This window comes from Nocardioides caricicola, assembly GCF_039541135.1.
Classification (GTDB): Bacteria; Actinomycetota; Actinomycetes; order Propionibacteriales; family Nocardioidaceae; genus Nocardioides; species Nocardioides caricicola.
In genome coordinates this window covers 19,497-41,106 of record NZ_BAABFQ010000005.1, presented here as the reverse complement: position 1 = coordinate 41,106, position 21,610 = coordinate 19,497, and the positions used below count along the sequence as shown (strand labels likewise).

General features: G+C 72.0%; 21 protein-coding genes and 1 tRNA gene. 16 read left to right on the top strand and 6 right to left on the bottom strand.

Annotated elements, in window-relative coordinates; translation table 11 throughout:
* Positions 1 to 6 precede the first annotated feature (6 nt).
* Together dusB and ABD875_RS08535 are read left to right on the top strand one after the other, a co-directional pair.
* Positions 7 to 1,128, top strand: a complete 1,122-nt coding sequence (dusB, locus tag ABD875_RS08540) for a tRNA dihydrouridine synthase DusB (RefSeq protein WP_345173385.1) — start codon at positions 7 to 9, stop codon at positions 1,126 to 1,128.
* 147 nt (positions 1,129 to 1,275) lie between these two features.
* Positions 1,276 to 2,118, top strand: a complete 843-nt coding sequence (locus ABD875_RS08535; protein WP_345173382.1) for a VldE C-terminal domain-containing protein — start codon at positions 1,276 to 1,278, stop codon at positions 2,116 to 2,118.
* A 12-nt stretch (positions 2,119 to 2,130) separates the two neighbouring features.
* Here ABD875_RS08535 and ABD875_RS08530 read toward each other — a convergent pair whose 3' ends face one another.
* Both ABD875_RS08530 and ABD875_RS08525 read right to left on the bottom strand, forming a co-directional pair.
* Positions 2,131 to 2,874 (bottom strand): maleate cis-trans isomerase family protein, encoded by a 744-nt coding sequence (locus ABD875_RS08530; RefSeq protein ID WP_345173379.1) that lies wholly within the window; start codon positions 2,872 to 2,874, stop codon positions 2,131 to 2,133.
* Positions 2,871 to 3,410, bottom strand: a complete 540-nt coding sequence (locus ABD875_RS08525) for a TetR family transcriptional regulator (protein WP_345173376.1) — start codon at positions 3,408 to 3,410, stop codon at positions 2,871 to 2,873. Before ABD875_RS08525 ends, ABD875_RS08530 begins: the two co-directional genes overlap by 4 nt.
* A 79-nt stretch (positions 3,411 to 3,489) precedes the next feature.
* Between ABD875_RS08525 and ABD875_RS08520 the strand changes: the two genes are divergently transcribed.
* Positions 3,490 to 4,392: a DUF4437 domain-containing protein gene (locus ABD875_RS08520; RefSeq protein WP_345173374.1), complete on the top strand. Its 903-nt coding sequence runs from the start codon at positions 3,490 to 3,492 to the stop codon at positions 4,390 to 4,392.
* On the opposite strand, the gene ABD875_RS08515 is transcribed toward ABD875_RS08520, so the two are convergent.
* Complete coding sequence (locus tag ABD875_RS08515) at positions 4,308 to 4,940, bottom strand: protein phosphatase 2C domain-containing protein (protein ID WP_345173371.1); 633 nt, start codon at positions 4,938 to 4,940, stop codon at positions 4,308 to 4,310. The two genes, ABD875_RS08520 and ABD875_RS08515, sit on opposite strands and share 85 nt — an antisense overlap.
* 17 nt (positions 4,941 to 4,957) lie before the next feature.
* Here ABD875_RS08515 and ABD875_RS08510 point away from each other — a divergent pair, with 17 nt between their 5' ends.
* The 5 genes from ABD875_RS08510 to ABD875_RS08490 all read left to right on the top strand — a co-directional run bounded on the left by ABD875_RS08510 (position 4,958) and on the right by ABD875_RS08490 (position 9,625).
* The gene (locus ABD875_RS08510; protein WP_345173368.1) at positions 4,958 to 6,163 is read left to right on the top strand and encodes a deoxyguanosinetriphosphate triphosphohydrolase; all 1,206 of its coding nucleotides are present in this window, start codon (positions 4,958 to 4,960) and stop codon (positions 6,161 to 6,163) included.
* Entirely contained in the window at positions 6,160 to 7,074 is a 915-nt protein-coding gene (locus ABD875_RS08505) for a 2-hydroxyacid dehydrogenase (protein WP_345173365.1), read from the top strand. Before ABD875_RS08510 ends, ABD875_RS08505 begins: the two co-directional genes overlap by 4 nt.
* A gap of 21 nt (positions 7,075 to 7,095) precedes the next feature.
* On the top strand, positions 7,096 to 8,967 hold the full coding sequence (gene dnaG, locus ABD875_RS08500; RefSeq protein ID WP_345173364.1) for a DNA primase: 1,872 nt from the start codon (positions 7,096 to 7,098) through the stop codon (positions 8,965 to 8,967).
* Positions 8,964 to 9,485: a hypothetical protein gene (locus ABD875_RS08495; RefSeq protein WP_345173362.1), complete on the top strand. Its 522-nt coding sequence runs from the start codon at positions 8,964 to 8,966 to the stop codon at positions 9,483 to 9,485. Before dnaG ends, ABD875_RS08495 begins: the two co-directional genes overlap by 4 nt.
* Before the next feature lie 67 nt (positions 9,486 to 9,552).
* Positions 9,553 to 9,625: transfer RNA gene (locus ABD875_RS08490), tRNA-Asn, on the top strand.
* Positions 9,626 to 9,682: 57 nt separating this feature from the next.
* Here ABD875_RS08490 and ABD875_RS08485 read toward each other — a convergent pair.
* Positions 9,683 to 10,423 carry a PIG-L deacetylase family protein gene (locus tag ABD875_RS08485; RefSeq protein WP_345173359.1) on the bottom strand — a complete coding sequence of 247 codons (741 nt, stop codon included), beginning with the start codon at positions 10,421 to 10,423 and terminating at the stop codon, positions 9,683 to 9,685.
* Positions 10,424 to 10,449: 26 nt separating this feature from the next.
* Between ABD875_RS08485 and ABD875_RS08480 the strand changes: the two genes are divergently transcribed.
* The gene (locus ABD875_RS08480) at positions 10,450 to 11,445 is read left to right on the top strand and encodes a phosphotransferase (protein ID WP_345173356.1); all 996 of its coding nucleotides are present in this window, start codon (positions 10,450 to 10,452) and stop codon (positions 11,443 to 11,445) included.
* 17 nt (positions 11,446 to 11,462) lie between these two features.
* A complete protein-coding gene (locus tag ABD875_RS08475; RefSeq protein ID WP_345173353.1) occupies positions 11,463 to 12,338 on the top strand; it encodes a DUF72 domain-containing protein in 876 nt (291 codons plus the stop codon).
* On the opposite strand, the gene ABD875_RS08470 is transcribed toward ABD875_RS08475, so the two are convergent.
* A complete protein-coding gene (locus tag ABD875_RS08470; protein ID WP_345173351.1) occupies positions 12,264 to 13,364 on the bottom strand; it encodes a PPK2 family polyphosphate kinase in 1,101 nt (366 codons plus the stop codon). The genes ABD875_RS08475 and ABD875_RS08470 overlap by 75 nt on opposite strands.
* Before the next feature lies 1 nt (position 13,365).
* The gene (locus tag ABD875_RS08465; RefSeq protein ID WP_345173346.1) at positions 13,366 to 15,090 is read right to left on the bottom strand and encodes a phospholipase D family protein; all 1,725 of its coding nucleotides are present in this window, start codon (positions 15,088 to 15,090) and stop codon (positions 13,366 to 13,368) included.
* A gap of 95 nt (positions 15,091 to 15,185) precedes the next feature.
* Here ABD875_RS08465 and ABD875_RS08460 point away from each other — a divergent pair, with 95 nt between their 5' ends.
* The 6 genes from ABD875_RS08460 to ABD875_RS08435 all read left to right on the top strand — a co-directional run bounded on the left by ABD875_RS08460 (position 15,186) and on the right by ABD875_RS08435 (position 21,605).
* Complete coding sequence (locus tag ABD875_RS08460; RefSeq protein ID WP_345173343.1) at positions 15,186 to 15,902, top strand: phosphatase PAP2 family protein; 717 nt, start codon at positions 15,186 to 15,188, stop codon at positions 15,900 to 15,902.
* Entirely contained in the window at positions 15,877 to 16,614 is a 738-nt protein-coding gene (locus tag ABD875_RS08455; RefSeq protein ID WP_345173341.1) for a phosphatase PAP2 family protein, read from the top strand. The genes ABD875_RS08460 and ABD875_RS08455 overlap by 26 nt, the downstream gene beginning before the upstream one ends.
* A 51-nt stretch (positions 16,615 to 16,665) precedes the next feature.
* Positions 16,666 to 17,472, top strand: a complete 807-nt coding sequence (locus ABD875_RS08450) for a DUF1206 domain-containing protein (RefSeq protein ID WP_345173338.1) — start codon at positions 16,666 to 16,668, stop codon at positions 17,470 to 17,472.
* Positions 17,459 to 18,421: a diacylglycerol/lipid kinase family protein gene (locus ABD875_RS08445; RefSeq protein WP_345173335.1), complete on the top strand. Its 963-nt coding sequence runs from the start codon at positions 17,459 to 17,461 to the stop codon at positions 18,419 to 18,421. Before ABD875_RS08450 ends, ABD875_RS08445 begins: the two co-directional genes overlap by 14 nt.
* Before the next feature lie 158 nt (positions 18,422 to 18,579).
* Complete coding sequence (locus ABD875_RS08440; protein WP_345173332.1) at positions 18,580 to 19,968, top strand: serine hydrolase domain-containing protein; 1,389 nt, start codon at positions 18,580 to 18,582, stop codon at positions 19,966 to 19,968.
* Between the two features lie 77 nt (positions 19,969 to 20,045).
* Complete coding sequence (locus ABD875_RS08435) at positions 20,046 to 21,605, top strand: ABC transporter substrate-binding protein (protein ID WP_345173330.1); 1,560 nt, start codon at positions 20,046 to 20,048, stop codon at positions 21,603 to 21,605.
* Positions 21,606 to 21,610 lie beyond the last annotated feature (5 nt).

Here is a 21,610-nt window from a genome sequence, read left to right as displayed (position 1 = left end):
GGGGTCATGCTCACGCTGGGTCCCCTGACGGTCGACGTGCCGGTGGTGCTCGCCCCCATGGCCGGCATCACCAACGCGGCGTACCGCCGGCTCTGCGCCGAGCAGGGCGCCGGGTTGTACGTATGCGAGATGATCACCAGCCGCGGCCTGGTGGAGGGTGACCAGCACACCAAGGACATGCTGGTGTTCGACGAGCTCGAGACCGTCCGCTCGGTCCAGCTCTACGGCACGGACCCGGTGTACGTCGGCAAGGCGGCCGAGATCCTCTGCGCCGAGTACGGCGTCGCGCACATCGACCTGAACTTCGGCTGCCCGGTCCCGAAGGTGACCCGCAAGGGTGGGGGCGGCGCGCTGCCGTGGAAGCGCGGGCTGCTCGGCGAGATCCTCGAGCACGCGGTGGCCGCGGCCACGCCGTACGACGTGCCGGTGACGATGAAGACCCGCAAGGGCATCGACGACGACCACCTGACCTACCTGGACGCCGGCCGGATCGCGCAGGAGTCGGGGTGTGCGGCGATCGCGCTGCACGGCCGCACGGTCGCGCAGGCGTACTCCGGTGAGGCCGACTGGGACGCGATCGCGGCGCTGGTCGAGCACGTCGACATCCCCGTGCTCGGCAACGGCGACATCTGGGAGGCCGCGGACGCGCTGCGGATGGTCGAGCAGACCGGTGCCGCGGGTGTCGTGGTCGGCCGCGGCTGCCTGGGCCGCCCCTGGCTGTTCCGCGACCTGGCCGCCGCGTTCCGCGGCGAGGAGGTCGCCACGCTGCCGACGCTGGGTGAGGTGGCCGCGATGATGCGGCGACACGCCGAGCTGCTGTGCCAGCACATGGGGGAGGAGCGCGGCTGCAAGGAGTTCCGCAAGCACGTCTCCTGGTACCTCAAGGGCTTCGCCGCCGGCGGTGAGATGCGTCGTTCGCTCGGGCTGGTCGACAGCCTCGCGGCGCTCGACGCGTTGCTCGCCGACCTCGATCCGGACGAGCCGTTCCCCGCCAGCGAGCTGGGCTCTCCCCGGGGCCGGCAGGGCTCGCCCCGCGCGCGTGTCGTGCTCCCGGAGGGCTGGCTCGACGACGCCGACGGCAGCGGCTCCCACCTGCAGGAAGACGCGGACGAGACCACCGGCGGGTGAGCGGAACCACAGCCTTTTAACCATTGTCGATTCTCCCCGTCGACTTTGGGTGTGGTTGACTCGGCCCGGTCGTTGCCATTTCGTGACCTTTCGGGAGGTCATCCGGCGGCGGCGCACCCCCGTACGCAACAGCAAAGGATCAGCGCTGTGGCAGAACATCGCCACAAGCGGGAAACCACTGCCCGCCGAAAGCCGCGCGCCGCACTCGTCGCCGGACCGCTCGCCGTGATGGCGACCGTCTCAGCCGTGACCCTCGGTGTCCTGGCCGCGGACCCCGAGGCCCGTGACCTGGTCGCCCAGGACGCCGCCTCCGACCTCTCCGCCGGCCTCATGGCCCGCGACACCGTCTCCCGCTCCGACTCCCGGGTCGAGCGCAAGGCACTGCAGAAGGCCTTCGACGAGAACGCCGAGCTCACCGCCACCGCCGCGGCGGTGAAGAAGGCCGAGACCAAGCTCTGGACCACGGCCCCGCTCAACCTCTGGTCCGACTCGGGCAAGGACGCCGTCCAGCGCGGCGAGATCGCCGCCGGCAAGCCCGTGCTCGTCACCGGCCGCAAGGCCGACGGCCGGGTCGAGATCGTCGTCGACGGCGAGTCCCGGTGGGTCACCGAGGGCTACCTGTCCGAGGACGAGCCGGTCGGTGGCGACTGCACCAACGGCACCAGCGTGCCGTCGGGCGTGAGCCCCAACATCGTGAAGGTGCACGAGGCGGTCTGCGCGCGGTTCCCCGAGATCACGACCTACGGCACGTTCCGTGGGGACGGCGAGCACTCCCAGGGCATCGCGGTCGACATCATGGTCAGCGGCGACCGGGGCTGGGAGGTCGCGGAGTTCATCCGTGCGAACTACGCGGAGCTCGGCGTCTCGTACCTGATCTACGCGCAGAGCATCTGGTCGGTGGAGCGCGGCGGCGAGGGCTGGCGGGGCATGTCCGACCGCGGCTCGGCGACGGCCAACCACTACGACCACGTGCACGTCACGACGTACTGACGCCCAGCGTCCTCAGTGGTCGCGCAGCAGTGAGCCCGCGCCGCCGACCTGGTCGGCGATGCCGTGCTCGCGCAGGGCGTGCCAGAGCGTGGCCGCGTTGATCGCGACCACCGGCTTGCCGAGGGCGGCCTCGAGCCGGTCTGCCTGGCCGACGAAGGACAGGTTCGTGCCGACCTGCACGATCGCCTCGACGTCGGGTCCGTCGAGCTCGGCGACCAGGGCGTCCAGTCGCGCCTCGTCGACCCGGGCGATGTCCATGGCGGTGGGGCAGCGCAGCCCGGTGATCGCGGCGACGTCGAACCCGGCCTCGGTGAAGAACCGGCCGACCTCGACGTCGGCGACGGGCTGGTACGGCGAGAACACCGCGATCCGCCGTACCCCCAGGGTCTGCAGCGCGGCGCGGCACGCGCTGGCGCCGGTCGTCACCGGGAGGCCGGTGCGCCCCTCGAGCCGTCGCTCGAACGCCGCATTGCCCTCGACGCCGCCCCAGAAGGTCTCCGCCGACATGCCCATGACCATCCGGTCCGGCTCCGCGGTCAGCACGTCGCGCACGGCGTCGTCGATGGACGCCCGGATCTGCACGAGCAGCGCCTCGAAGCCGGCGTCGCCGTCCATCGTCGGGTTCTCGATGTACATCGATCCTGCCCGGAACGCGACGCCGTCGATCCCGGCGCGCCAGTAGTCGTGCTCGACGACGGTGTTGGTGCTGGGCACGACCACGCCGAACACGGCGCGGGGTCCGACGACGTTCGTCATCGCGCGGCCTCCGTCAGGTACAGGTCGACCGCGCGGTGCGCGCGGGCGCGGGCCGTCGGCCGGTCGAGGAGCAGGGCGTCGACGAGCAGGGGGGAGACGATCGCGGCGACCGCGTCCTCGGCCGCGGCCCGGGGTGTGCCGGCGTCGCGGAGCACGGCCTGCACCGGCGCCAGGAGGTCCTCGACGTAGCGGTGGCGGAGCCCGGCGTCGGCCGCGACCAGGGCTCGGAGGAACGCGGCCACCGGCTTGTCGCGCAGCCGGTCGCAGAGCGCGTCGATCTCGGCGTGCAGGTCCTGGGCGAGGTCGCCGGACGGCTGGCGCCGCGGGCTCGGCGCCACGTCGATGAGGGCGGCGAGGACGTCGTTCGGCGTCGGCCAGTGCCGGTAGATCGTCGAGCGGGAGACGCCGGTGACCTGGTGGAGGCGCTGCGCGGTCAGCGCCCCGGCCCCCTCGGCGAGGAGCAGGTCGAGCGCGGCGGTGAGCACGGTCGCGGTGGTGTCGCTCGCCGGGCCCGCGGGCCGTCCTGTCCTCGTCACGTTGAAAACGATACAAGATGTACCGGCAATGTGATAGCAATACATCTTGTATCGGTAAGTCAACTACCCGAGGAGCCCCATGCGCCCCCATGTCGAAACCGTCGACGAGCGTGACCTGATCTGGCACGTCGCGGAGTTCGAGCACGCCACCGGCACCGCCAAGCAGCGCAACCTCTGCTACGACGAGGAGGACGGCTCGGCCTCGCTCAAGGTGCACTTCACCAGCCCGTGGTCGCGTCCCGCGGGCTTCCACGCCGCGGACACGGAGTGGTACGTCCTCGAGGGCGAGGTGCGCATCGGCGACACCGTCCTCGGCGCGGAGGGCTACTGGCACGCAGCGGCCGGCGTCTGGACCCCGGAGCTCGAGGTGGCCGACGGCACCGTCGTGCTGCTGTTCCGCGAGTACGGCGACTGGACGTTCACGCCGTGCGGCGAGGGCGACGAGCAGCTTCCGGTGGTGCGCGAGGACAAGAGGCTGATCGTGCTCGACGTCGCGGCGATGCCGTGGATCGACGTGGTCGACGGCAGCCCGATGCGCTTCGACCTCGGCGGCACGCCGGTCCCCGGTCTCTACATCAAGCTGCTGCACCGCGACGAGAAGACCGGGTTCTACACGCGGCTGATCAAGGCCAAGCCGGGCTGGGTCGAGCACCCGCTCGCACACCACCCGTGCAGCGAGGAGGCGTACTGCCTCGAGGGCGGCTTCGACTACAGCTTCGGCAAGATGTGGCCGGGCACCTACTTCTGGCGCCCGCCGCTGGTCCGGCACGGCGACTTCACCGCCGACGCCGAGCTCGGCTGCACCTGGATCCTGCGCTCCGACAGCGACCTCGTCGACTGGTACACCGACGACGCGCGCATCGAGATGCTCGGCACGCCCACCAACTGGGGCGAGGGCTACCCGCACAGTGCCGCGCCGCGACCGGTCCAGCCGGTGCGCTCGCGCAGCCTCGGCCCGTGGGCGGACCCGACGTACCAGTGAGCGCCGGCGGGGCCGGAGAGGTCAGGCGAGAAGGTCGCAGAACGCCACGGTCGCGTCGTCCGGAGCCCGCGGGCCCGGAACGCCGCGACCTGGTCGGCGCGGTCGTCGTACGACGTCAGACACTCAGTGCGCACGTCGACCTCGCGCGGGTCCGTGACGACCTGCTCACCGAGGAGCACGTACGTGTCGCCCAGGACCAGGTAGTCGACGTGCTCGTCGCTGAACCGCGCGACCGCGACGGTCGCCTGCGGGCTGCTCGGGTCGGCCAGGTCGCAGGTGCCTCGGTGGAGCCCGGCGACGTGCTCGATCGCGTCGGCCAGGGCAGCAGCGGGGGTATCGGCGGGGGTATCGGCGGGGGAGTCGGGCGCCAGCCGGGCGAGGAGGGCGGTCCCCAGGGTCTCGGCGTACCAGGCGGTCCCGCGGCAGAGGTGCTCGGCGCCGCGGATGCCGGCGCCGTCGAGGACCACGACGGCGCCCGGCGCGCACCCCACGAAGTCCTCGTTGGGCCGCCCGGGGTGACCGGCGCTGGTTGCCGTGTCGATCCGCACGCCTAGAGTCTGCCCCGATGGACGACCTGTACGACGACGCCGCCCGCGAGCGCCTCGTCCCCGAGCCGCCGAAGCGGGTGGACGCGCCCGTGCGCACGCCGTTCGAGCGCGACCGGGCCCGGCTGGTGCACGCCGCGTCGTCGCGGCGGCTGGCCGCGAAGACCCAGGTGGTCGGCCCGCAGAGCGACGACTTCGTGCGCAACCGGCTCACGCACAGCCTCGAGGTCGCCCAGGTCGCGCGGGACCTGTCCCGCGCGCTCGGCAGCCAGCCCGACATCGCCGAGACGGCGGCGCTGGCGCACGACCTCGGACACCCGCCGTTCGGCCACAACGGCGAGCGGGTGCTGGCCGAGGTCGGCGACGCGTGCGGCGGCTTCGAGGGCAACGCACAGACCCTGCGGATCCTGACCCGTCTCGAGGCCAAGACCGAGGGCGCCGGGCTGAACCTCACCCGCGCGACGCTGGACGCCTGCACGAAGTACCCGTGGCTGCGCAACGAGGTCACGCCGAAGTTCGGCGTGTACGTCGACGACCTGCCGGTCTTCACGTGGATGCGGCAGGGCGCGATCGGCTCCCGGCAGTGCCTCGAGGCGCAGGTGATGGACCTCGCCGACGACGTCGCCTACTCCGTGCACGACGTCGAGGACGGCGTGGTCGCGCACCGCGTCGACCTGACGACGTTCGACCCCGCCGCGGTCTGGGAGACCGTGCGCGAGTGGTACCTCCCGGCCGCCTCCGACGACCAGCTCGACGCCACCCTGGCCGGGCTGCGGGCCGTCGAGAGCTGGCCGCAGGCGTCGTACGACGGCACCCGTCGCTCGCTGGCCGCGCTGAAGAACCTCACCAGCGACCTGATCGGCCGGTTCTGCGGGGCCGTCCAGCACGCGACGTTCGCGGCCAGCGAGGGCCCGTTCGTGCGGTACGCCGCCGACCTCGTGGTGCCCGAGCAGACCCGGCTCGAGATGGCCGTGCTGAAAGGCATCGCCGCGCACTACGTCATGCAGGCCGACGACCGCGTCGCGCTGATGGAGCGGCAGCGCGAGCTGCTGGCCGAGCTGGTGGCGGTTCTCGCCGACCGCGGCCCCGACGCGCTGGACCGCCAGTTCGCCGACGACTGGCACGCCGCGGCCGACGACAGCGCCCGGCTGCGGGTCGTCCTCGACCAGGTCGCGTCGCTGACCGACCAGAGTGCGGTCGAGCGGCACTCTAGGCTCTGCCCGTGACCGACCGTCTCGTCTGGCTGCCGTTCGACCCCGCGCTGCTCGGCGACCCGCCGGAGGGCCTGCGCTACGAGGTGGTCGACCCGACCGAGCACGTGCCGGACAGCGTGGGCGACGTGCGGTTCTACGTGCCGCCGTACCAGGTCGGGCCGCGGGTGGCGGAGGTGCTGCCGCGGATGAGCAGCCTCGAGGTCGTGCAGACGCTGACCGCCGGCGTCGACAACGTCCGCGCCCACGTCCCCGACGGCGTGCTGCTGTGCAACGGCCGGGGCATCCACGACACGTCGACCGCCGAGCTCGCGGTCACCCTGACGCTCGCCAGCCTGCGCGGTGTCCCCGGGTTCGTGCGCGACCAGGACCGGCACGCGTGGAACACCGGCTGGCACCCCGCGCTCGCCGACAAGCGGGTCCTCCTGGTCGGGTACGGCGCGGTCGGCGAGGCCATCGAGCGCCGGCTGCTGCCGTTCGAGGTCGAGGTGGTCAAGGTCGCGCGCAGCGCCCGTGACGGCGTGCACCCGATCGGCGAGCTGCCCGCGCTGCTGCCGCACGCGGACGTCGTGGTCCTCGTCGTGCCCCTCACCGACGAGACCCGCGGCCTGGTCGACGCGGCGTTCCTCGGCGCCATGAAGGAGGGCGCGCTGCTGGTCAACGTCGCCCGGGGCGCCGTCGTGGACACCGACGCCCTCGTCGCCGCGCTGCACGCCGGCCGGATCTCCGCGGCGACCGACGTCGCCGAGGTCGAGCCGCTCCCGGCGGACCACCCGCTGTGGGAGGCGCCGAACCTGCTGATCTCCCCGCACGTCGGGGGCGCGAGCAGCGCGATGTGGCCGCGGGCGCACCGTCTGGTGCGTGACCAGCTGCACCGCTACGCCGCCGGCGAGGAACTTGTGAACGTCATGTCCGGCGCCTACTGAGCGGACCGTAGACTCCGCGACGTGGCAGGCCGGATCCGCGAGGAGGACATCGCCGAGGTGCGCGAGAAGACGCGCATCGACGACGTCGTCTCGCAGTACGTCACGCTCCGCAACGCCGGCGGCGGCTCGCAGAAGGGGCTCTGCCCGTTCCACGACGAGAAGTCGCCGTCGTTCCACGTCACGCCGGCCCGCGGCTTCTTCCACTGCTTCGGCTGCGGCGAGAGCGGCGACGTCATCAGCTTCCTGATGAAGATCGACGGCCTCACGTTCACCGAGACCGTCGAGCGGCTGGCCGAGAAGGCCGGGGTGATGCTGCGCCGCGAGGAGGGCGACGCCCGCGACGAGCGTCCGAAGGGGCCGCAGCGGCAGCGCCTCATCGAGGCCAACCGGGTCGCGCAGGAGTTCTACGCCGAGCAGCTCGCGACCCCGGAAGCGCTGGCCGCGCGGCAGTTCCTGTCCGAGCGCGGGTTCGACCAGACCGCGGCGGCGACGTTCGGCATCGGCTTCGCCCCGCGCGACGGCGAGGCGCTGTTCAAGCACCTCAAGGGCCGCGGGTTCACCCAGGAGGAGACCGTCGAGGCCGGCCTGGTGGCGATCGGGCGCTCGGCGTACGACCGGTTCCGCGGCCGGCTGCTGTGGCCGATCCGGGACGCGCCGGGCGACACGATCGGCTTCGGAGCGCGCCGGATCTTCGAGGACGACCGGATCGAGGCCAAGTACCTCAACACCCCCGAGACCAAGATCTACAAGAAGAGCCAGGTCCTGTACGGCATCGACCTGGCCCGCCGCGAGATCGCGCGCTCCTCCCAGGCGGTGATCGTCGAGGGCTACACCGACGTGATGGCGTGCCACCTCTCCGGCGTCGGGACGGCGGTCGCCACCTGTGGCACGGCGTTCGGGGACGACCACGCGCGGGTGCTGCGCCGGTTCCTGCACGACCACGAGGAGTTCCGTGGCGAGGTGATCTTCACCTTCGACGGGGACGCCGCCGGGCAGAAGGCGGCGATCCGCGCGTTCGGGGGCGACCAGAACTTCGTCTCGCAGACCTACGTCGCGGTCGAGCCGGACGGCCTGGACCCGTGCGACCTGCGGATCAAGAAGGGCGACGCCGCCGTGCGCGAGCTGGTCGCGCGCCGGGTCCCGCTGTACCGCTTCGTGCTCGCCAACATCGTCAGCAAGTACGACCTCGACCGGGCCGACTGCCGCATCGACGCGCTGCGCGAGAGCGCCCGCCTGGTCTCGAGCATCCGGGACCGCTCCAAGGTCGACGCCTTCGCGCGCGAGATCGCCGGGATGGTCGGCGTCGACGTCGACGAGGCGCGAGCAGAGGTCCGCCGGGCCGCCAACCGGAAGCCCGGGCAGGACCCGCGCGCGGCGGCCGCGGAGCAGCCCGCCGCGCCGCGGTCCGCCGTACCCGACCTGCGCGACCCGCGCTTCTCGCTCGAGCGGGAGACGCTGAAGCTCGTCGTCCAGCACCCGATGACCATCGGCCGCGCCACGTCCGAGATCGGTCCGAACGACTTCACCCACCCGACCTACCGGGCCGTCTGGGAGCTGGTCGCCGGAGCCGGTGGCCCCGGTGCCGGCGCGAACGACCCGGGCTGGGTCACCCGGCTGCGCGACGCCGCGGGGGAGCCGGCCGTGTCCTCGGCGGTCAGCGAGCTCGCCGTCGAGCCGCTGAAGAAGGAGCCGGACGCGGCCTACGTCGCCCAGCACGTCTTCGCCCTGATGGAGCTGACGACCGCCCGCCGGATCAACGCGATCAAGTCCAAGCTCCAGCGCACGAACCCGGTGGAGCAGGCCGAGGAGTTCAACAAGATGTTCGGGGAGCTGGCGGCGCTCGAGGCGCACCGCCGGATGCTGCGCGACCGCCTGGCGGGGCCGGCGCAGTGAGCCTCTTCAAGCGCGAGCGCCCGCCGATCCGCGTCGAGCGCGGTGAGCGGCTGCTGGCCCACGCCGCCGCCGAGGATGCGATGGTCGGCGGCACCCGGGACGCGCTGTACGTCGTCCGCGGCCTCGGTGCCGGCTCGCTCGGGCTCGAGGAGACCGTCCGGATCCCCTGGGAGGATGTCCAGGCCGCCGACTGGGACACCGACGAGGGCGTCCTGCGGGTCAGCGAGGTCGGGTCCTGGGGCGAGGTCCGCCCGGTCCACATCTTCGCCCTCACCGAGCCCGGACTGCTGCTGCAGCTGGTCCGTGAGCGGGTCACCGCGAGCATCGTGCTGCAGCGCCACGTCCCGATCGCCGGCAAGCGCGGCGTGCGCGTGATCGCACGGCGCGCGCCCCACGGGCGCGACCCGGTGCGCTGGATCTACGAGTACGACGAGGGCGTCGACCCGGACGACCCCGCCGTCCGCGCCGCGGCCGCCGAGGCCCTGGCCGCGGCGCAGCTCGAGGTCGGCACCGTCTAGAAACGCCGGGGAGGACCTCGATTTTTCCTCCGCGATGCCGATTGCTAATCTGTGCGGGCTGCACCGATCCCCTGTAGCTCAACTGGCAGAGCATTCGGCTGTTAACCGGAGGGTTGTTGGTTCGAGTCCAACCGGGGGAGCAGAGAGAAGGGCCTGACGATCACCGTCAGGCCCTTCTGGTCTTCCTGGTGGCGCAGCTACTCGCCCCAGCCCATCGGGAACACCTCGAACGCCGCGGCGAACGCGACGCCGAGCCGCTGGCCGGTCTGCCGGGCGAATCCCTCGAGGAACTCGCGGGGGTCCCAGTTCTCCCAGCCCAGCCCGTCGATGTAGGCGCGGTGCGCCTCGAGGGAGGCGACCCCGGCGTCGAACGTGTCGGTGGTGTCGACCGCGTGTCCCGCGACGGGGGAGCCGGCCGCCCAGACCGCGCGCACCCCGCCCCACGGCTCGAGCCCGTCGGTCAGCTGCTCGGCGAACACCCAGCGGTTGCCCGCGTCGCGGACGGCGTCCACCACGGCCCGGCCGGTCGCGATGTGGTCGGCCTGGTTGAGGTTCACCCCGCCCCAGGTGTCGCGGAAGTTGCCGGTGATCACGATGTCGGGGCGGTGGCGGCGTACGACGTGAGCGATCTCGCGGCGCAGCGGGACGCCGTACTCGAGGATCCCGTCGGGCTGGTGCAGGAACTCGACCTCGGAGACGCCGACGATCCGGGCGGACTCCACCTGCTCGGCCTCGCGGACGGTCCGGCACTCGTCGGGGGCGAGGCCGTCGATGCCGGCCTCGCCGCTGGTCACCATGCAGTAGGTGACGGTCTTGCCCTGGCCGGTCCAGCGCGCGATCGCGGCCGCGGCGCCGAACTCCAGGTCATCGGGGTGCGCCACGACGCACAGTGCGCGGTCCCAGTCCTCCGGCAGCGGCTCCAGCTTCTCGATCTCCATTCCCTGAGCATGACAGGCTGGCGCCCATGACGCGGTGGGCCGACCTGACGCTCCAGCTGCCGTCGGCGAGCGAGCGCTGGTCGAGCGGCGCCTTCCGCGACGAGCTGCGCGGCTGGGTGGCCTCGGTGGTGGGGGAGCCCAGCGCGCTCGAGCCGGTGAAGACCCGGGCCTGGGCGACGGTATGGCGGGCCGAGACCGCCAGCGGCGTGTTCTTCGCGAAGCAGAACTGCGCGACCCAGGCCTACGAGGCCGCCGTGGTCGTCGCGCTCAACGACCTGGCCCACCGCCATGTCGTCCCGCTCACCGGTGCCGACATCGGGCGTGGCCTGTTCCTCACCCCGGACCTCGGCCGCACGCTCGGCGACGCCGGAGTCGACGACGTGGACACGTGGTGCCGGGTCGCCGCGGCCGGAGCCCAGCTCCAGGTCGAGGTGTCGCGGTACGCCGACCGGCTGGTCGAGGCGGGACTGACCGTGCTCGCGCCGGGTGACGCGGTCGAGTACGTCGAGCGCCGGCTCGACGAGTTCGCCGCCCTTCCCGACGGCGACCCACGGGCGCCCGCGCCCGCGGCGCTCGCCGGCGTACGGGCCCGGCTGCCGGAGATCGCCGGATGGGCCGACCAGGTCGGCGCGCTCGGGCTGCCGCTGACGCTGTGCCACAACGACCTGCACGGCCACAACGTGTTCGACGTCGGGGGCGAGCTGCGGTTCTTCGACTTCGCGGACGCGATGGTCACCGAGCCGCTGGCCGCGCTGCTGATCCCGCTGCACCTGCTCGACGGCGACGAGCGCGACCGGCGCCGGGTGGCCGACGCCGCGCTCGAGACCTGGACCGACTACGCCCCGGCCGCCGAGCTCCGCGCGGCGCTCCCCGCAGCGCTCCAGCTCGCCCGCCTCGCCCGGGTGGAGTCGTGGATCCGCTGCACGGCGCCGATGAACGACGCCGAGCTCGACCAGTGGGGGAGCTCGGCCGGCGCCTGGCTCGGGTCGCTGAGCGACGCGCCCCCGGTCGACCACGGGTAGGTGGGTACCGCCCTGGCATGGGTGAGATCCGGGTCGGCATCTCGGGGTGGACGTACGCCGGCTGGCGCGGCGACTTCTACCCGAAGGGGCTGCCGCAACGGCGTGAGCTGGCCTACGCCGCCGAGCGGCTGGACAGCGTCGAGATCAACGGGTCGTTCTACTCGCTGCAGCGGCCGACGTCGTACCGCTCCTGGCGCGCGCAGGTCCCTGACGACTTCTGCTTCGCGGTGAAGGGCGGCCGCTACGTCACCCACCTCAAGCGGTTGCGGGACGTCGAGGCGCCGCTGGCGAACTTCTTCGCCTCCGGTGTGCTCGAGCTCGGCCCCACGCTGGGACCGTTCCTGTGGCAGCTCCCCGAGCGGCTCGAGTACGACGCCCGCTTGCTCGCCGACTTCTTCGACCTGCTGCCGCGCACCGTGGGTGAGGTCGCCGCGCTCGCGCGCCGCCACGACACGAAGCTGCCCGAGGACCGCGCCAGCACGCGCGCGCCGCGAGGGCTGGCGGGAGCGCGGGTGCGACACGCGCTCGAGTTCCGCAGCGCGACGTACTGCACCGACGAGGCGTTCGCGCTGCTGCGCGAGCACGACATCGCGTGCGTGGTCGCCGACAGCGCGGGGCGCTGGCCGATGGCGGAGGCCGTCACCAGCGACCTGGTCTACGTGCGCCTGCACGGTGACACCGAGCTGTACACGAGTGGCTACTCCGACGCCGCGCTCGAGCGCTGGGCGGAGCGCTGCCGCGACTGGTCCGAGGACGCCGACGTGGTCGTCTACTTCGACAACGACGCCAAGGGCTTCGCCCCGCACGACGCGGTACGGCTACGAACGCTCCTCCAGCAGCTCGGCCTTCTGCCTCCGGGTCCGCTTGAGGTCGAGCATGGCGGTCGCGGCTGACGCCACCGCCTCGGCCTCCCGTGCCTCGGCCTCGGCCGCGGCGATCGGGTCGGAACCCGCGACCTCCTCGCGCGCCCGGGCGGCCTCCTCCTGGACCTCGCGGTCGGCCTTCACGGCCTTCTTGACCTGGCGCTCGGTCTCCTTCAGGGAGGCTCGCAGCGCGGCAGTGCTCATCGTGGCGGCCAGCTTGCGTCGCTGCACCTCCGGGTCCCACCGGACCTGCGGCCACTCCGGGTCCATGTCGATCAGCGTCTGCGTGAGGATCTCGGTGATCGCGAGCCGGGCGTACCACTTGTGGTCGGCCGGTACGACGTACCAGGGCGCCTCCTCGGTCGACGTGCGCCGGAAGACGTCGCCGTACGCGGCCTGGTAGTCGTCCCACTGGGCGCGGGTGGGTACGTCGTTCTTGCTGTACTTCCAGTGCTTGTCGGGCCGGTCGAGCCGCTTCATCAGCCGCAGGCCCTGCTCGTCGTGACTCACCATGAGCCCGAGCTTGAGGACGGTCGTCCCGGAGGCGACGAGGTCGGCCTCGAACGCGTTGATCTCGTCGTAGCGCTGCTCCCAGGTCTTTCGGGGGACGAGCTCGTCGACGCGGGCGACCAGCACGTCCTCGTAGTGGGAGCGGTCGAAGACCCCGATGAGTCCCGGACCCGGCAGCGCCTTCTTGATCCGCCAGAGGAAGTGGTGCTTCTTCTCCTCGTCGGTGGGGGCGCCGAACGAGCGCAGCGCCACCCCCTGCGGGTCGACCTTGCTCATCACGTGGCGGGCGACGCCGCCCTTGCCCGCGGTGTCGAGGCCCTGGACGACCACGAGCAGCGAGCGCTTGCCGCCGGCGCGCCCCTCGGCGAACAGCCGCTCCTGCAGCTCGCTGAGCAGGTCACCGCGCTCGTGGCAGAACCGGCCCGCCGCCTTCTTGCCGGCCTTCCAGCCGGGCTTCGCGCCGCGGTCCATCCCCTCGAGGTCGAAGTCCTCGCCCGCCCGGAGCAGCTCGCGCGGGTCGTCGCGCCACCCGTGGTTCTTCGCCATGTCAGTCGCCCTCTCCGGGTCGTGGCCGGCCGTCCGGGTCGAACAGCAGGTGGTACAGCCGCGGCGCCCAGCGGAGCTGGGCGGCGGTGAGCTCGGGGGTGGCCAGCCGGCGCAACCGGCCGGGAGGCCGCTGGTCGGGGCCGGCGAGCGCGTAGTGCGCCGCGCGGTCCTGCACCCGGCGGCGTCGGTGCGCGTGTCCCGGGAGGTGGCGACTCACCGACGTCGGGACCGGGACCGGGCGGCGCGGGAGGTGTCCGGCGAGCCGGTCGCGAAGCCCGGTCCCACCGGGACGGCCGGCGTACCACGCGTCGAGCGCGGCGGCGCTGGCCACCATGGCGTCGAACAGCTCGTGCGGGTCCTCCGGCACGTCGTCGGGGTGGCAGTCGAGGTGCTCGGCGACCAGGGTCCGCAGCAGGACCCGGGGAAACGAGTCCGCCGGAGCCGGTGCGCCCGCCTCGCCCCGCCCGTCGACGACCGCGCAGGCGATCTCGCTGTCGCTGGTCCACGAACGGCGGTTGAGGTTGTCCGACCCCACGCTCGCCCAGCGGTGGTCGATGATGCAGGTCTTGGAGTGGACGTACACCGGCAGGCCGCTGTCGTTGGTCAGCCCGAACACGGCCACCCGGTCGCCGCCGGCCTCCAGGATCTTCTTCATCGCCAGCGACCGCCCGTACAGCTGCGGGACCTCCGCGGCGGCGCCCTCGCGGTCGGGCACGATCGGCAGCACCACGACCAGCCGGAGGTCGGGCTTGGCGCGCAGGGCGCTGGCGAAGTGCTCGCCGACCTCCTCGGACCAGAGGTACTGGTCCTCGACGTACACGAGCCGCTCGGCATGGGCGATCGCCTTGGTGTTGCCGAGCATGACGGAGCGCTCGCCCTCGGGCGCGAAGTCGTAGGACTTGGGGTAGATCACCGGGAACGTGCGGATGATCTGCACGACCTCGTTGCCGTCGGGCCGCGGCGGCGGGGGCGGTGCCTGCTCGCCGAGCGGCTCGGGCGTGAGGTCCTCGCGGTGGAAGAAGCTCGACATCAACCGGCCGGGGTTGAGGGTCAGCGGGGTGCTGTCCTCCCAGCGCTCGCGGAACGTCGTCTCGACGTCGTGGACCGCGGGTCCCTGCACGGCGACCTGGACGTCGTGCCAGGCGGGCGTCGGCCCGTAGGCCCGCGCCAGGTCCACCGGCTGCCGATCGCCCTGGTGCTTGGCGTCGTCCCGGCGCCCGTTGCAGAGGTCGATGCCGCCGACGTACGCGACGTCCCGGCTCGGGTCGTCGGCATGGCGGATCACGACGAACTTCTGGTGGTGGGCCCCCCGGGTGCGGACCCGCATGTCGCGCAGGCACTGCCCGCCGGCCTCACCGATCTCCTCGCCGAGCTGGCGGTGCCGGTGCGCACTGAAGCCGAGTCGGTGCCAGTGGGATCGCCACAGCAGCCCGCGGACGTCCACGCCACGGCGAACGGCGTCGACCAGCGTGTTGTTGAGCGTCGTCCTGGGGTCGTCGGTCAGCTGCTGGTCGGGGTCACCCTGCCAGTCCGCGAAGTAGAACCGGTCGCCCGGCCCGAGCGCGCAGATCCGTTCGTACAGCTCCGCGAAGTAGTCGCGCCCGTGCACCAGCGCCCGGACGGTGTTGCCGGCGGTCCACGCCGTCCCGTCCTCGCGCAGCGCGTCGATCGCGGTGTGCGGATTCTCCCTCTCCTCGCTGACCAGCAGCCACTCCCTCACATCCACGGAGCAATCCTTCTCACACCTGCTGCGCTCAAACCTCAGCCGTTGAGCGGGTTTGGGCGCGACGGCCACGGCGCAGGATGCGTTGCATGGGAGGGATGGAGGTACATCCGAGTCGAGCGCGCCGTCTGGCGCGTGCGATCGTCTACGCGGTGGTCGTGGCGATCCCGATCGCCCTGCTCGCGCTCCTGGTCCGCACCGACTTCGGCCCGCTCACCGCGCTCGACCGTGAGCTGAGCGTTGCCGCGACGGACGCCGCCCGGTCGCACGAGTGGATCCGCTCGACAGCGGAGGTCTGGGAGATGGTCACCCAGCCGTGGGTCGTGTACGCCGTGATCGGCGTGCCGCTGTGCCTGCTGGCCTGGTTCCGCCTGAACCTGCGTACCCGCGCGATGTGGGCGGTCGCCACGATGGCCACCGGCTGGCTCGTGGCCGTGCTGCTGAAGCTCCTGGTGCAGCGGTCGCGGCCGGTGATCGAGGAGCCGTTGGCCGTGCACCACGGGTACTCGTTCCCGTCGGGGCACGCCACGAACAACGCGATCATCGTGACGGTCGTGCTGTTGCTGCTGCGCCCGGTCCTGGGTGTCACGGCGCGGCGCCTGCTCCTGGCGATCGGGGCGGCCTGGATCCTCCTCACCAGTGCGGACCGGCTCTTCATGGGCGCGCACTACCTCTCTGACGTGACCGCGGGTGTTGTGCTCGGGGTCGGCCTGTGTGTCGCGTCGTACGCCGGCTACGTGGGCTGGAGCCCGCCGGAGCCGTCCGACCTCACCTCGAAGGAGTCCACTGATGACGATGCTCACCAGGTGGCATGACGACCAGTCCCGACCGACGCTGAAGGAGGCCGGACGCGACCTCGCGGTCCGGGTCTTCCTCCCGCTCGTCGCGTGGTGGCTCATCGTCCTCGCGATCGGCTGGTCCCTGGCCGACGGCCCGCTGAAGGACTACGGGATCTCGGAGGAGAAGCTCAACCGGTCGCTCGAGTCGTCGCGCACCACGCTGTTCGACAACATCACGTTGGTCTTCTCCTGGGCTGGGGCGACCGTCAGCATCATCGGCATCTGCCTGGTCGTGGTCGGCCTGGTGTGGTGGCGCACCAAGCAGTGGTGGTACGCCGTGATCCCGCTGATCGCGATCTCGGCGCAGGCGCTGGTCTTCTTCTTCACCACGCTGCTCATCGACCGGGAGCGGCCCGACGTGGAGAAGCTCGACGACTCGCCGCCGACGTCCAGCTTCCCGAGCGGTCACACCGGCGCGGCCACCGGCCTCTACTTCACGCTCGCCCTGATGGCGCTGCGCATCCGGCACCCCGGACTGCGCGCGGCCGTGATGACGGTCTGCGTGCTGATGCCGTTCGCCGTGGCGTCGGCCCGGCTCTACCGCGGCATGCACCACCTCAGCGACGTGATCGTGGCGATCGTCAACGGCCTGGTCGCCTGCCTGCTCGCGTGGAACTGGCTCCGCCGCGACCCGGCGGGGGACGAGCCGACCGCAGCAGAGCGGCCCTTGGACCAGACCCGCGCTTAGCGGCACCCCGCGCCGGGTAAGTCACTACGGGGACGGAAAATGAGGGAGACCATGTCACAACAGAACATGTCGGTGGGACGCGCGACCACGGCCGCCAAGGGAGCCGCGGGCAAGGCCGGGGACCACCCGGTCGTGGAGTGGGGAGCTCGTCTCGGCTATGCCGCCAGTGGTGTGCTGCACCTCGTCCTCGCCTGGCTGATCGTGCAGGTCGCGATCGGCGCCGGAGCGCACGCGAGCCAGTCCGGCGCCGTGTCGGCGGTCGCGAAGCAGCCCTTCGGGCAGTTCCTGCTCTGGGTGCTGGTCGTCGGGTTCGCGCTGCTGGCGCTGTGGCAGGTGACGGAGGTGTTCGCGTCCAGCGAGGCCTTCGACAAGGCGAAGGCGGGTGGCAAGGCGGTCATGTACGCCGCGCTCGCCTGGACCGCGGGTGTGTTCGCGATGGGCGGGCACACGTCGAGCAACAAGCAGACCAAGGACTTCACCCGCACGCTCATGGAGGCCCCCGCGGGCCGGGTGCTCGTCGGGCTGGTCGGTGTCGCGATCATCGGCATCGCGCTCTACCACGTCTACAAGGGCTGGAAGCAGAAGTTCCTCGACGACCTGGAGGAGCACCCCGGACGCGCGGCCGTCGTCGCCGCGCGGGTCGGCTACATCGGCAAGGGCATCGCGCTCGTCGCGGTCGGCCTGCTGTTCATCACCGCTGCCATCCAGCAGACGGCCGGAGAGGTCACCGGCCTCGACGGCGGCCTGAAGTCCCTGCGTGACCTGCCCGCGGGCCCGGTCCTGCTGATCGGCATCGCGCTCGGCTTCGCGGCGTACGGCGTCTACTCCTTCGCTCGGGCCCGCTATGCCCGGCTCTGACGCCTCCGCGGGCATCACGGTCGTCGTCAACCCGACGAAGGTCGACCTCGACGACGTCCGCGAGACCCTGTCGGAGGTGGCCAGGGCCGCCGGCCTCCCCGAGCCGACCTTCGTCGAGACCACCGAGGACGACCCGGGCTTCGGCCAGACCCGCGACGCGGTCGCCCGTGGCGCGAGCCTGGTGTGTGCGCTCGGGGGAGACGGCACGGTCCGGGCCGTCGCCCAGGAGCTGGTCGGCACCGGGGTGCCGATCGGGCTCCTGCCCGGTGGCACCGGCAACCTGCTGGCCCGCAACGTGGGCGGTCACGTCGACCCGATGGAGGACGCCGCGCGGGTGGCCTTCACCGGGAGGGACCGCACCATCGACGTCGGCTGGCTGGTCCTCGACCCGACGCCCGACCAGCTGGAGGGGCTGCCTGCGGCCGCCGAGAACGTGCACTGCTTCACGGTCATGGCCGGGGTCGGGTTCGACGCCCAGATGATGGCCGACGCTCCCGAAGGCGTGAAGGGCAAGGTGGGCTGGGCGGCGTACGTCGCCAGCGGCGGCAAGCACCTGACCGACCCGCCGTTCGCGCTCGACCTCGTCGTCGACGGGGAGCCCACCAACTCCAAGAAGGCGCGCACCGTGGTCGTCGGCAACTGCGGCGAGCTGACCGGCGGGATGGTGCTCCTGCCCGACGCGCTCCTCGACGACGGGGAGCTGGACGTCGCCACGGTCAGCCCGGAGAGCCTGACCCAGTGGGTCGGCGTCGCGGCTCGGGTCCTCGCCAACCGCGACGACGGCCCGGCGCTCGAGCGGACCAGTGGCCGCGACGTCAGGCTCGCCGTCGACCCGCCGCAGCTGTGCGAGGTGGACGGCGACGTCCTCACCGAGGCGTCGAGCCTCCGGTTCGTGCTGCAGCCGGACGCGCTGGTGGTCCGGGTCGACCACGACGGGGAGACGGCCTGACGGAAAGACGGCCTGACGGCCGAGCGCCCGCGCGGGGTCGGTCGAGGAGCGTCCGTTACCCGGCTGTGATCTGGGACTGTCCGTGCGAACGGACCCGCCCCGTCCGCCTTGTGTGGGACGACGAACTGCGACCGCGCCCTCGTTCCTAACGTGTCGGCATGAGCACCCTGCGCGAGGTCGAGGCCTGGATCACCGAGCAGCTCCCTGCCCTGATCGAGAAGTACGACGTTCCCGGCGCTGCCGTGGGCGTCCTGGCGGGCGGCGAGGTGATCGACAGCGCGGCCGGGGTCCTGAACCGGAACACGGGGGTCGAGTCCACGACGGACTCGCTCTTCCAGATCGGGTCCATCACCAAGCTCTGGACCAGCACCCTGGTCATGCAGCTGGTCGACGAGGGCAAGGTCGACCTCGACGTCCCGATCCGCACGTACCTGCCCGAGTTCGTGATCGGGGACGAGGCCGCGGCCTCCCGGATCACCACGCGGATGCTGCTCAACCACACCGCCGGCTTCGAAGGTGACATCTTCACCGACACCGGGGTCGGCGACGACTGCGTCGAGAAGTACCTCGGGGTGCTCGGCGAGGTCCCGCAGCTGTTCCCGGCGGGGGAGATGTTCTCCTACAACAACGCGGGCTACTGCGTGCTCGGCCGCCTGGTCGAGGTGCTGCGCGAGAAGCACTACGACGCCTGCCTGCGCGACCACCTGTTCGCACCGCTCGGCCTCACCCACGCGGCCACCAACCCGTACGAGGCGATCATGTTCCGCGCCGCGATGGGCCACGTCCAGCTCGAGCCGGGGACCGGCTACCAGCCCGCACCGGTCTGGACGTTCGCCCGGTCCAACGCCCCGGCCGGCTCGATGCTCGCGATGCGTCCGCGCGACCTGCTGAAGTTCGCCGCGATGCACATGGCCGACGGCAGGGCCGAGGACGGCACCCAGGTGCTCGCTCCCGGCACCGCCGCCCGGATGCAGGCGCACGCCGTCGACGTCCCGTACCTCGGGATCATGGGATCCTCGTGGGGTCTCGGCTTCGAGCGGTTCGACCTCCCAAGTGGCGCGATCGTCGGCCACGACGGCAGCACCATCGGCCAGAACGCGTTCCTGCGGATCATCCCGGAAGCCGGCGTCGCGATCGTCCTGCTGACCAACGGCGGCGACATCATCTCCTTCTACGAGGACCTGGTCACTCCGATCATCGAGAAGCTCACCGGCATCGAGATGCCGGCGCTGCCGGTGCCGCCGGCCGACCCCGAGCGCATCGACGCGAGCCGGTACGCCGGCACCTACTCCACCGAGATCGCCGACATGACGATCAGCCAGGACGACGACGGCCGGATCTGGATCGAGCAGGTCCCGAAGGGCATGTTCGAGGAGCTCGGGGAGAAGCCGGACCGCAAGGAGCTGGTGCCGTTCCGCGACGGGAGCCTGATCCCGCTCGTGCCCGAGCACGGCATGCACCTGCCGCACGTGTTCCTCGGCGACGACGGCGAGGGCCGCGCGCTCTACCTCCACGTCGGCCGCGCCGTCCGGCGCGCCGGCGCCTGAGCTTCCCTGCACCACCGGAACCGCCCAGCACCACCAGCACGACCCAGCCACACCAACGCGACGAGACAGGAACCGCCATGAAGTTGACCGTCCTCGGTCGATCCGCAGCAGTCCTCTGCGTGACCGCCGCCTTCCTCGCCGCCTGCGGCGGTGACAGCGACTCCGATCCCACCGGCGACAGCGACAGCCAGTACGTCGACGGCGGCACGTTCACGATGTCGCTGGCCGGGGACCCCGGCAAGCTCGACCCGCAGTCGTCGGCGAGCAGCCAGCTGTTCGCCGTGAACCAGCTCGCCTACGACACGCTGTTCTTCGTCGACGGCGAGTCCGGCGAGATCGGCCCCCAGCTGGCCAAGGAGTGGACCGTCGACGGCACCACGGTCAACGTGACCCTGAACGAGGGTGTGACCTGCTCCGACGGCAGCCCGCTCACGGCGACGACCGTCGCGGACAACCTCGCCTACGTCGGCGACCCGAAGAACAAGAGCCCGTACCTCGGCACGTTCGTCCCGGCCGGCGCGACCGCCGAGGCCGACGACGCCGCCGGCACCGTCACGATCACGCTGGCCGCGCCCGCGCCGTTCGTGCTGAACGGTCTCGCCAGCCTCCCGATCGTCTGCGACGCCGGCATGAAGGACCGCGCCTCGCTGGCCGACTCCACGCTCGGCAGCGGCCCCTACGAGCTCACCGAGGCGGCGCCCGGCGACCATTACACGTACCAGATCCGCGACGGGTACACCTGGGGCCCGGACGGCGCCACCACGGCCGAGGAGGGCATGCCCGACACCGTCGTGATGAAGATCGTCGAGAACGAGGGCACGGCCGCGAACCTGCTGCTCTCCGGTGACATCAACGCCGCGATGATCCAGGGCCCCGACGCCAAGCGTCTCGACGCGCAAGGCCTGTTCCACACCGAGACCGAGGCGATGGTCGGGGAGCAGTGGTACAACCACAACGAGGGCCACGAGACCTCGGACGCCGAGGTGCGGATGGCGCTGACGCAGGCGCTGGACTTCACCGAGCTGGCTTCGGTGTCGACCGCCGGTGAGGGCCACCTCGCCACGACGTTCGCCTCGCTGGCGCCGGCCTCCTGCCCGGGTGACTCGATCTCGGGCGCGCTCCCGGCCCAGGACGTCGACGCGGCCTCCGCCGTGCTCGACGGCAAGAAGTTCACGTTCCTCTACTCCAGCGCCGCGGGCGCCGCGGTGTCCGCAGCCGCCGAGCTCGCCGTTCAGCAGTGGGAGGCGGCCGGCGCCGAGGTGACCGCCAAGGGCGTCGACGAGACCGCGCTGCAGGGCGCGATCTTCGGCACCGGTGACTGGGACATCGCGTGGGTCCCGCTCAACGTCAGCAGCCCCGACCAGCTGGTCCCGTTCCTGTCCGGTCCCGGCATGGCCGACGGTGGCACGAACTTCTCCGGCATCGACAACGCCGACTACGCCGCCGGTGTCGAAGCGGCCAACGCCATGAACGGCACCGAGGGCTGCGACACGTGGCTCGAGGCCGAGTCGGCGCTGGTGGCCGCCGCCGACATCATCCCGTTCGCCAACAACGTCGTGAAGACGTTCGGCAACGGCGCGGAGTTCGAGTACCCCGGCACTTTCGCCCCCACCAGCATCCGCATGCTGGCGGAGTGAAACCC

What these genes read in the sequence shown, in the direction of transcription:
- ABD875_RS08470 (WP_345173351.1), bottom strand. Translation starts at nt 13,364, where the DNA reads ATGGCGAAGAACCACGGGTGGCGCGACGACCCGCGCGAGCTGCTCCGG.
- ABD875_RS08520 (WP_345173374.1), top strand. Translation starts at nt 3,490, where the DNA reads ATGCGCCCCCATGTCGAAACCGTCGACGAGCGTGACCTGATCTGGCAC.
- ABD875_RS08475 (WP_345173353.1), top strand. Translation starts at nt 11,463, where the DNA reads ATGGGTGAGATCCGGGTCGGCATCTCGGGGTGGACGTACGCCGGCTGG.
- ABD875_RS08485 (WP_345173359.1), bottom strand. Translation starts at nt 10,423, where the DNA reads ATGGAGATCGAGAAGCTGGAGCCGCTGCCGGAGGACTGGGACCGCGCA.
- ABD875_RS08455 (WP_345173341.1), top strand. Translation starts at nt 15,877, where the DNA reads ATGACGATGCTCACCAGGTGGCATGACGACCAGTCCCGACCGACGCTG.
- ABD875_RS08510 (WP_345173368.1), top strand. Translation starts at nt 4,958, where the DNA reads ATGGACGACCTGTACGACGACGCCGCCCGCGAGCGCCTCGTCCCCGAG.
- ABD875_RS08450 (WP_345173338.1), top strand. Translation starts at nt 16,666, where the DNA reads ATGTCACAACAGAACATGTCGGTGGGACGCGCGACCACGGCCGCCAAG.
- ABD875_RS08445 (WP_345173335.1), top strand. Translation starts at nt 17,459, where the DNA reads ATGCCCGGCTCTGACGCCTCCGCGGGCATCACGGTCGTCGTCAACCCG.
- ABD875_RS08440 (WP_345173332.1), top strand. Translation starts at nt 18,580, where the DNA reads ATGAGCACCCTGCGCGAGGTCGAGGCCTGGATCACCGAGCAGCTCCCT.
- dusB (WP_345173385.1), top strand. Translation starts at nt 7, where the DNA reads ATGCTCACGCTGGGTCCCCTGACGGTCGACGTGCCGGTGGTGCTCGCC.
- ABD875_RS08480 (WP_345173356.1), top strand. Translation starts at nt 10,450, where the DNA reads ATGACGCGGTGGGCCGACCTGACGCTCCAGCTGCCGTCGGCGAGCGAG.
- ABD875_RS08530 (WP_345173379.1), bottom strand. Translation starts at nt 2,874, where the DNA reads ATGACGAACGTCGTCGGACCCCGCGCCGTGTTCGGCGTGGTCGTGCCC.
- ABD875_RS08460 (WP_345173343.1), top strand. Translation starts at nt 15,186, where the DNA reads ATGGAGGTACATCCGAGTCGAGCGCGCCGTCTGGCGCGTGCGATCGTC.
- ABD875_RS08435 (WP_345173330.1), top strand. Translation starts at nt 20,046, where the DNA reads ATGAAGTTGACCGTCCTCGGTCGATCCGCAGCAGTCCTCTGCGTGACC.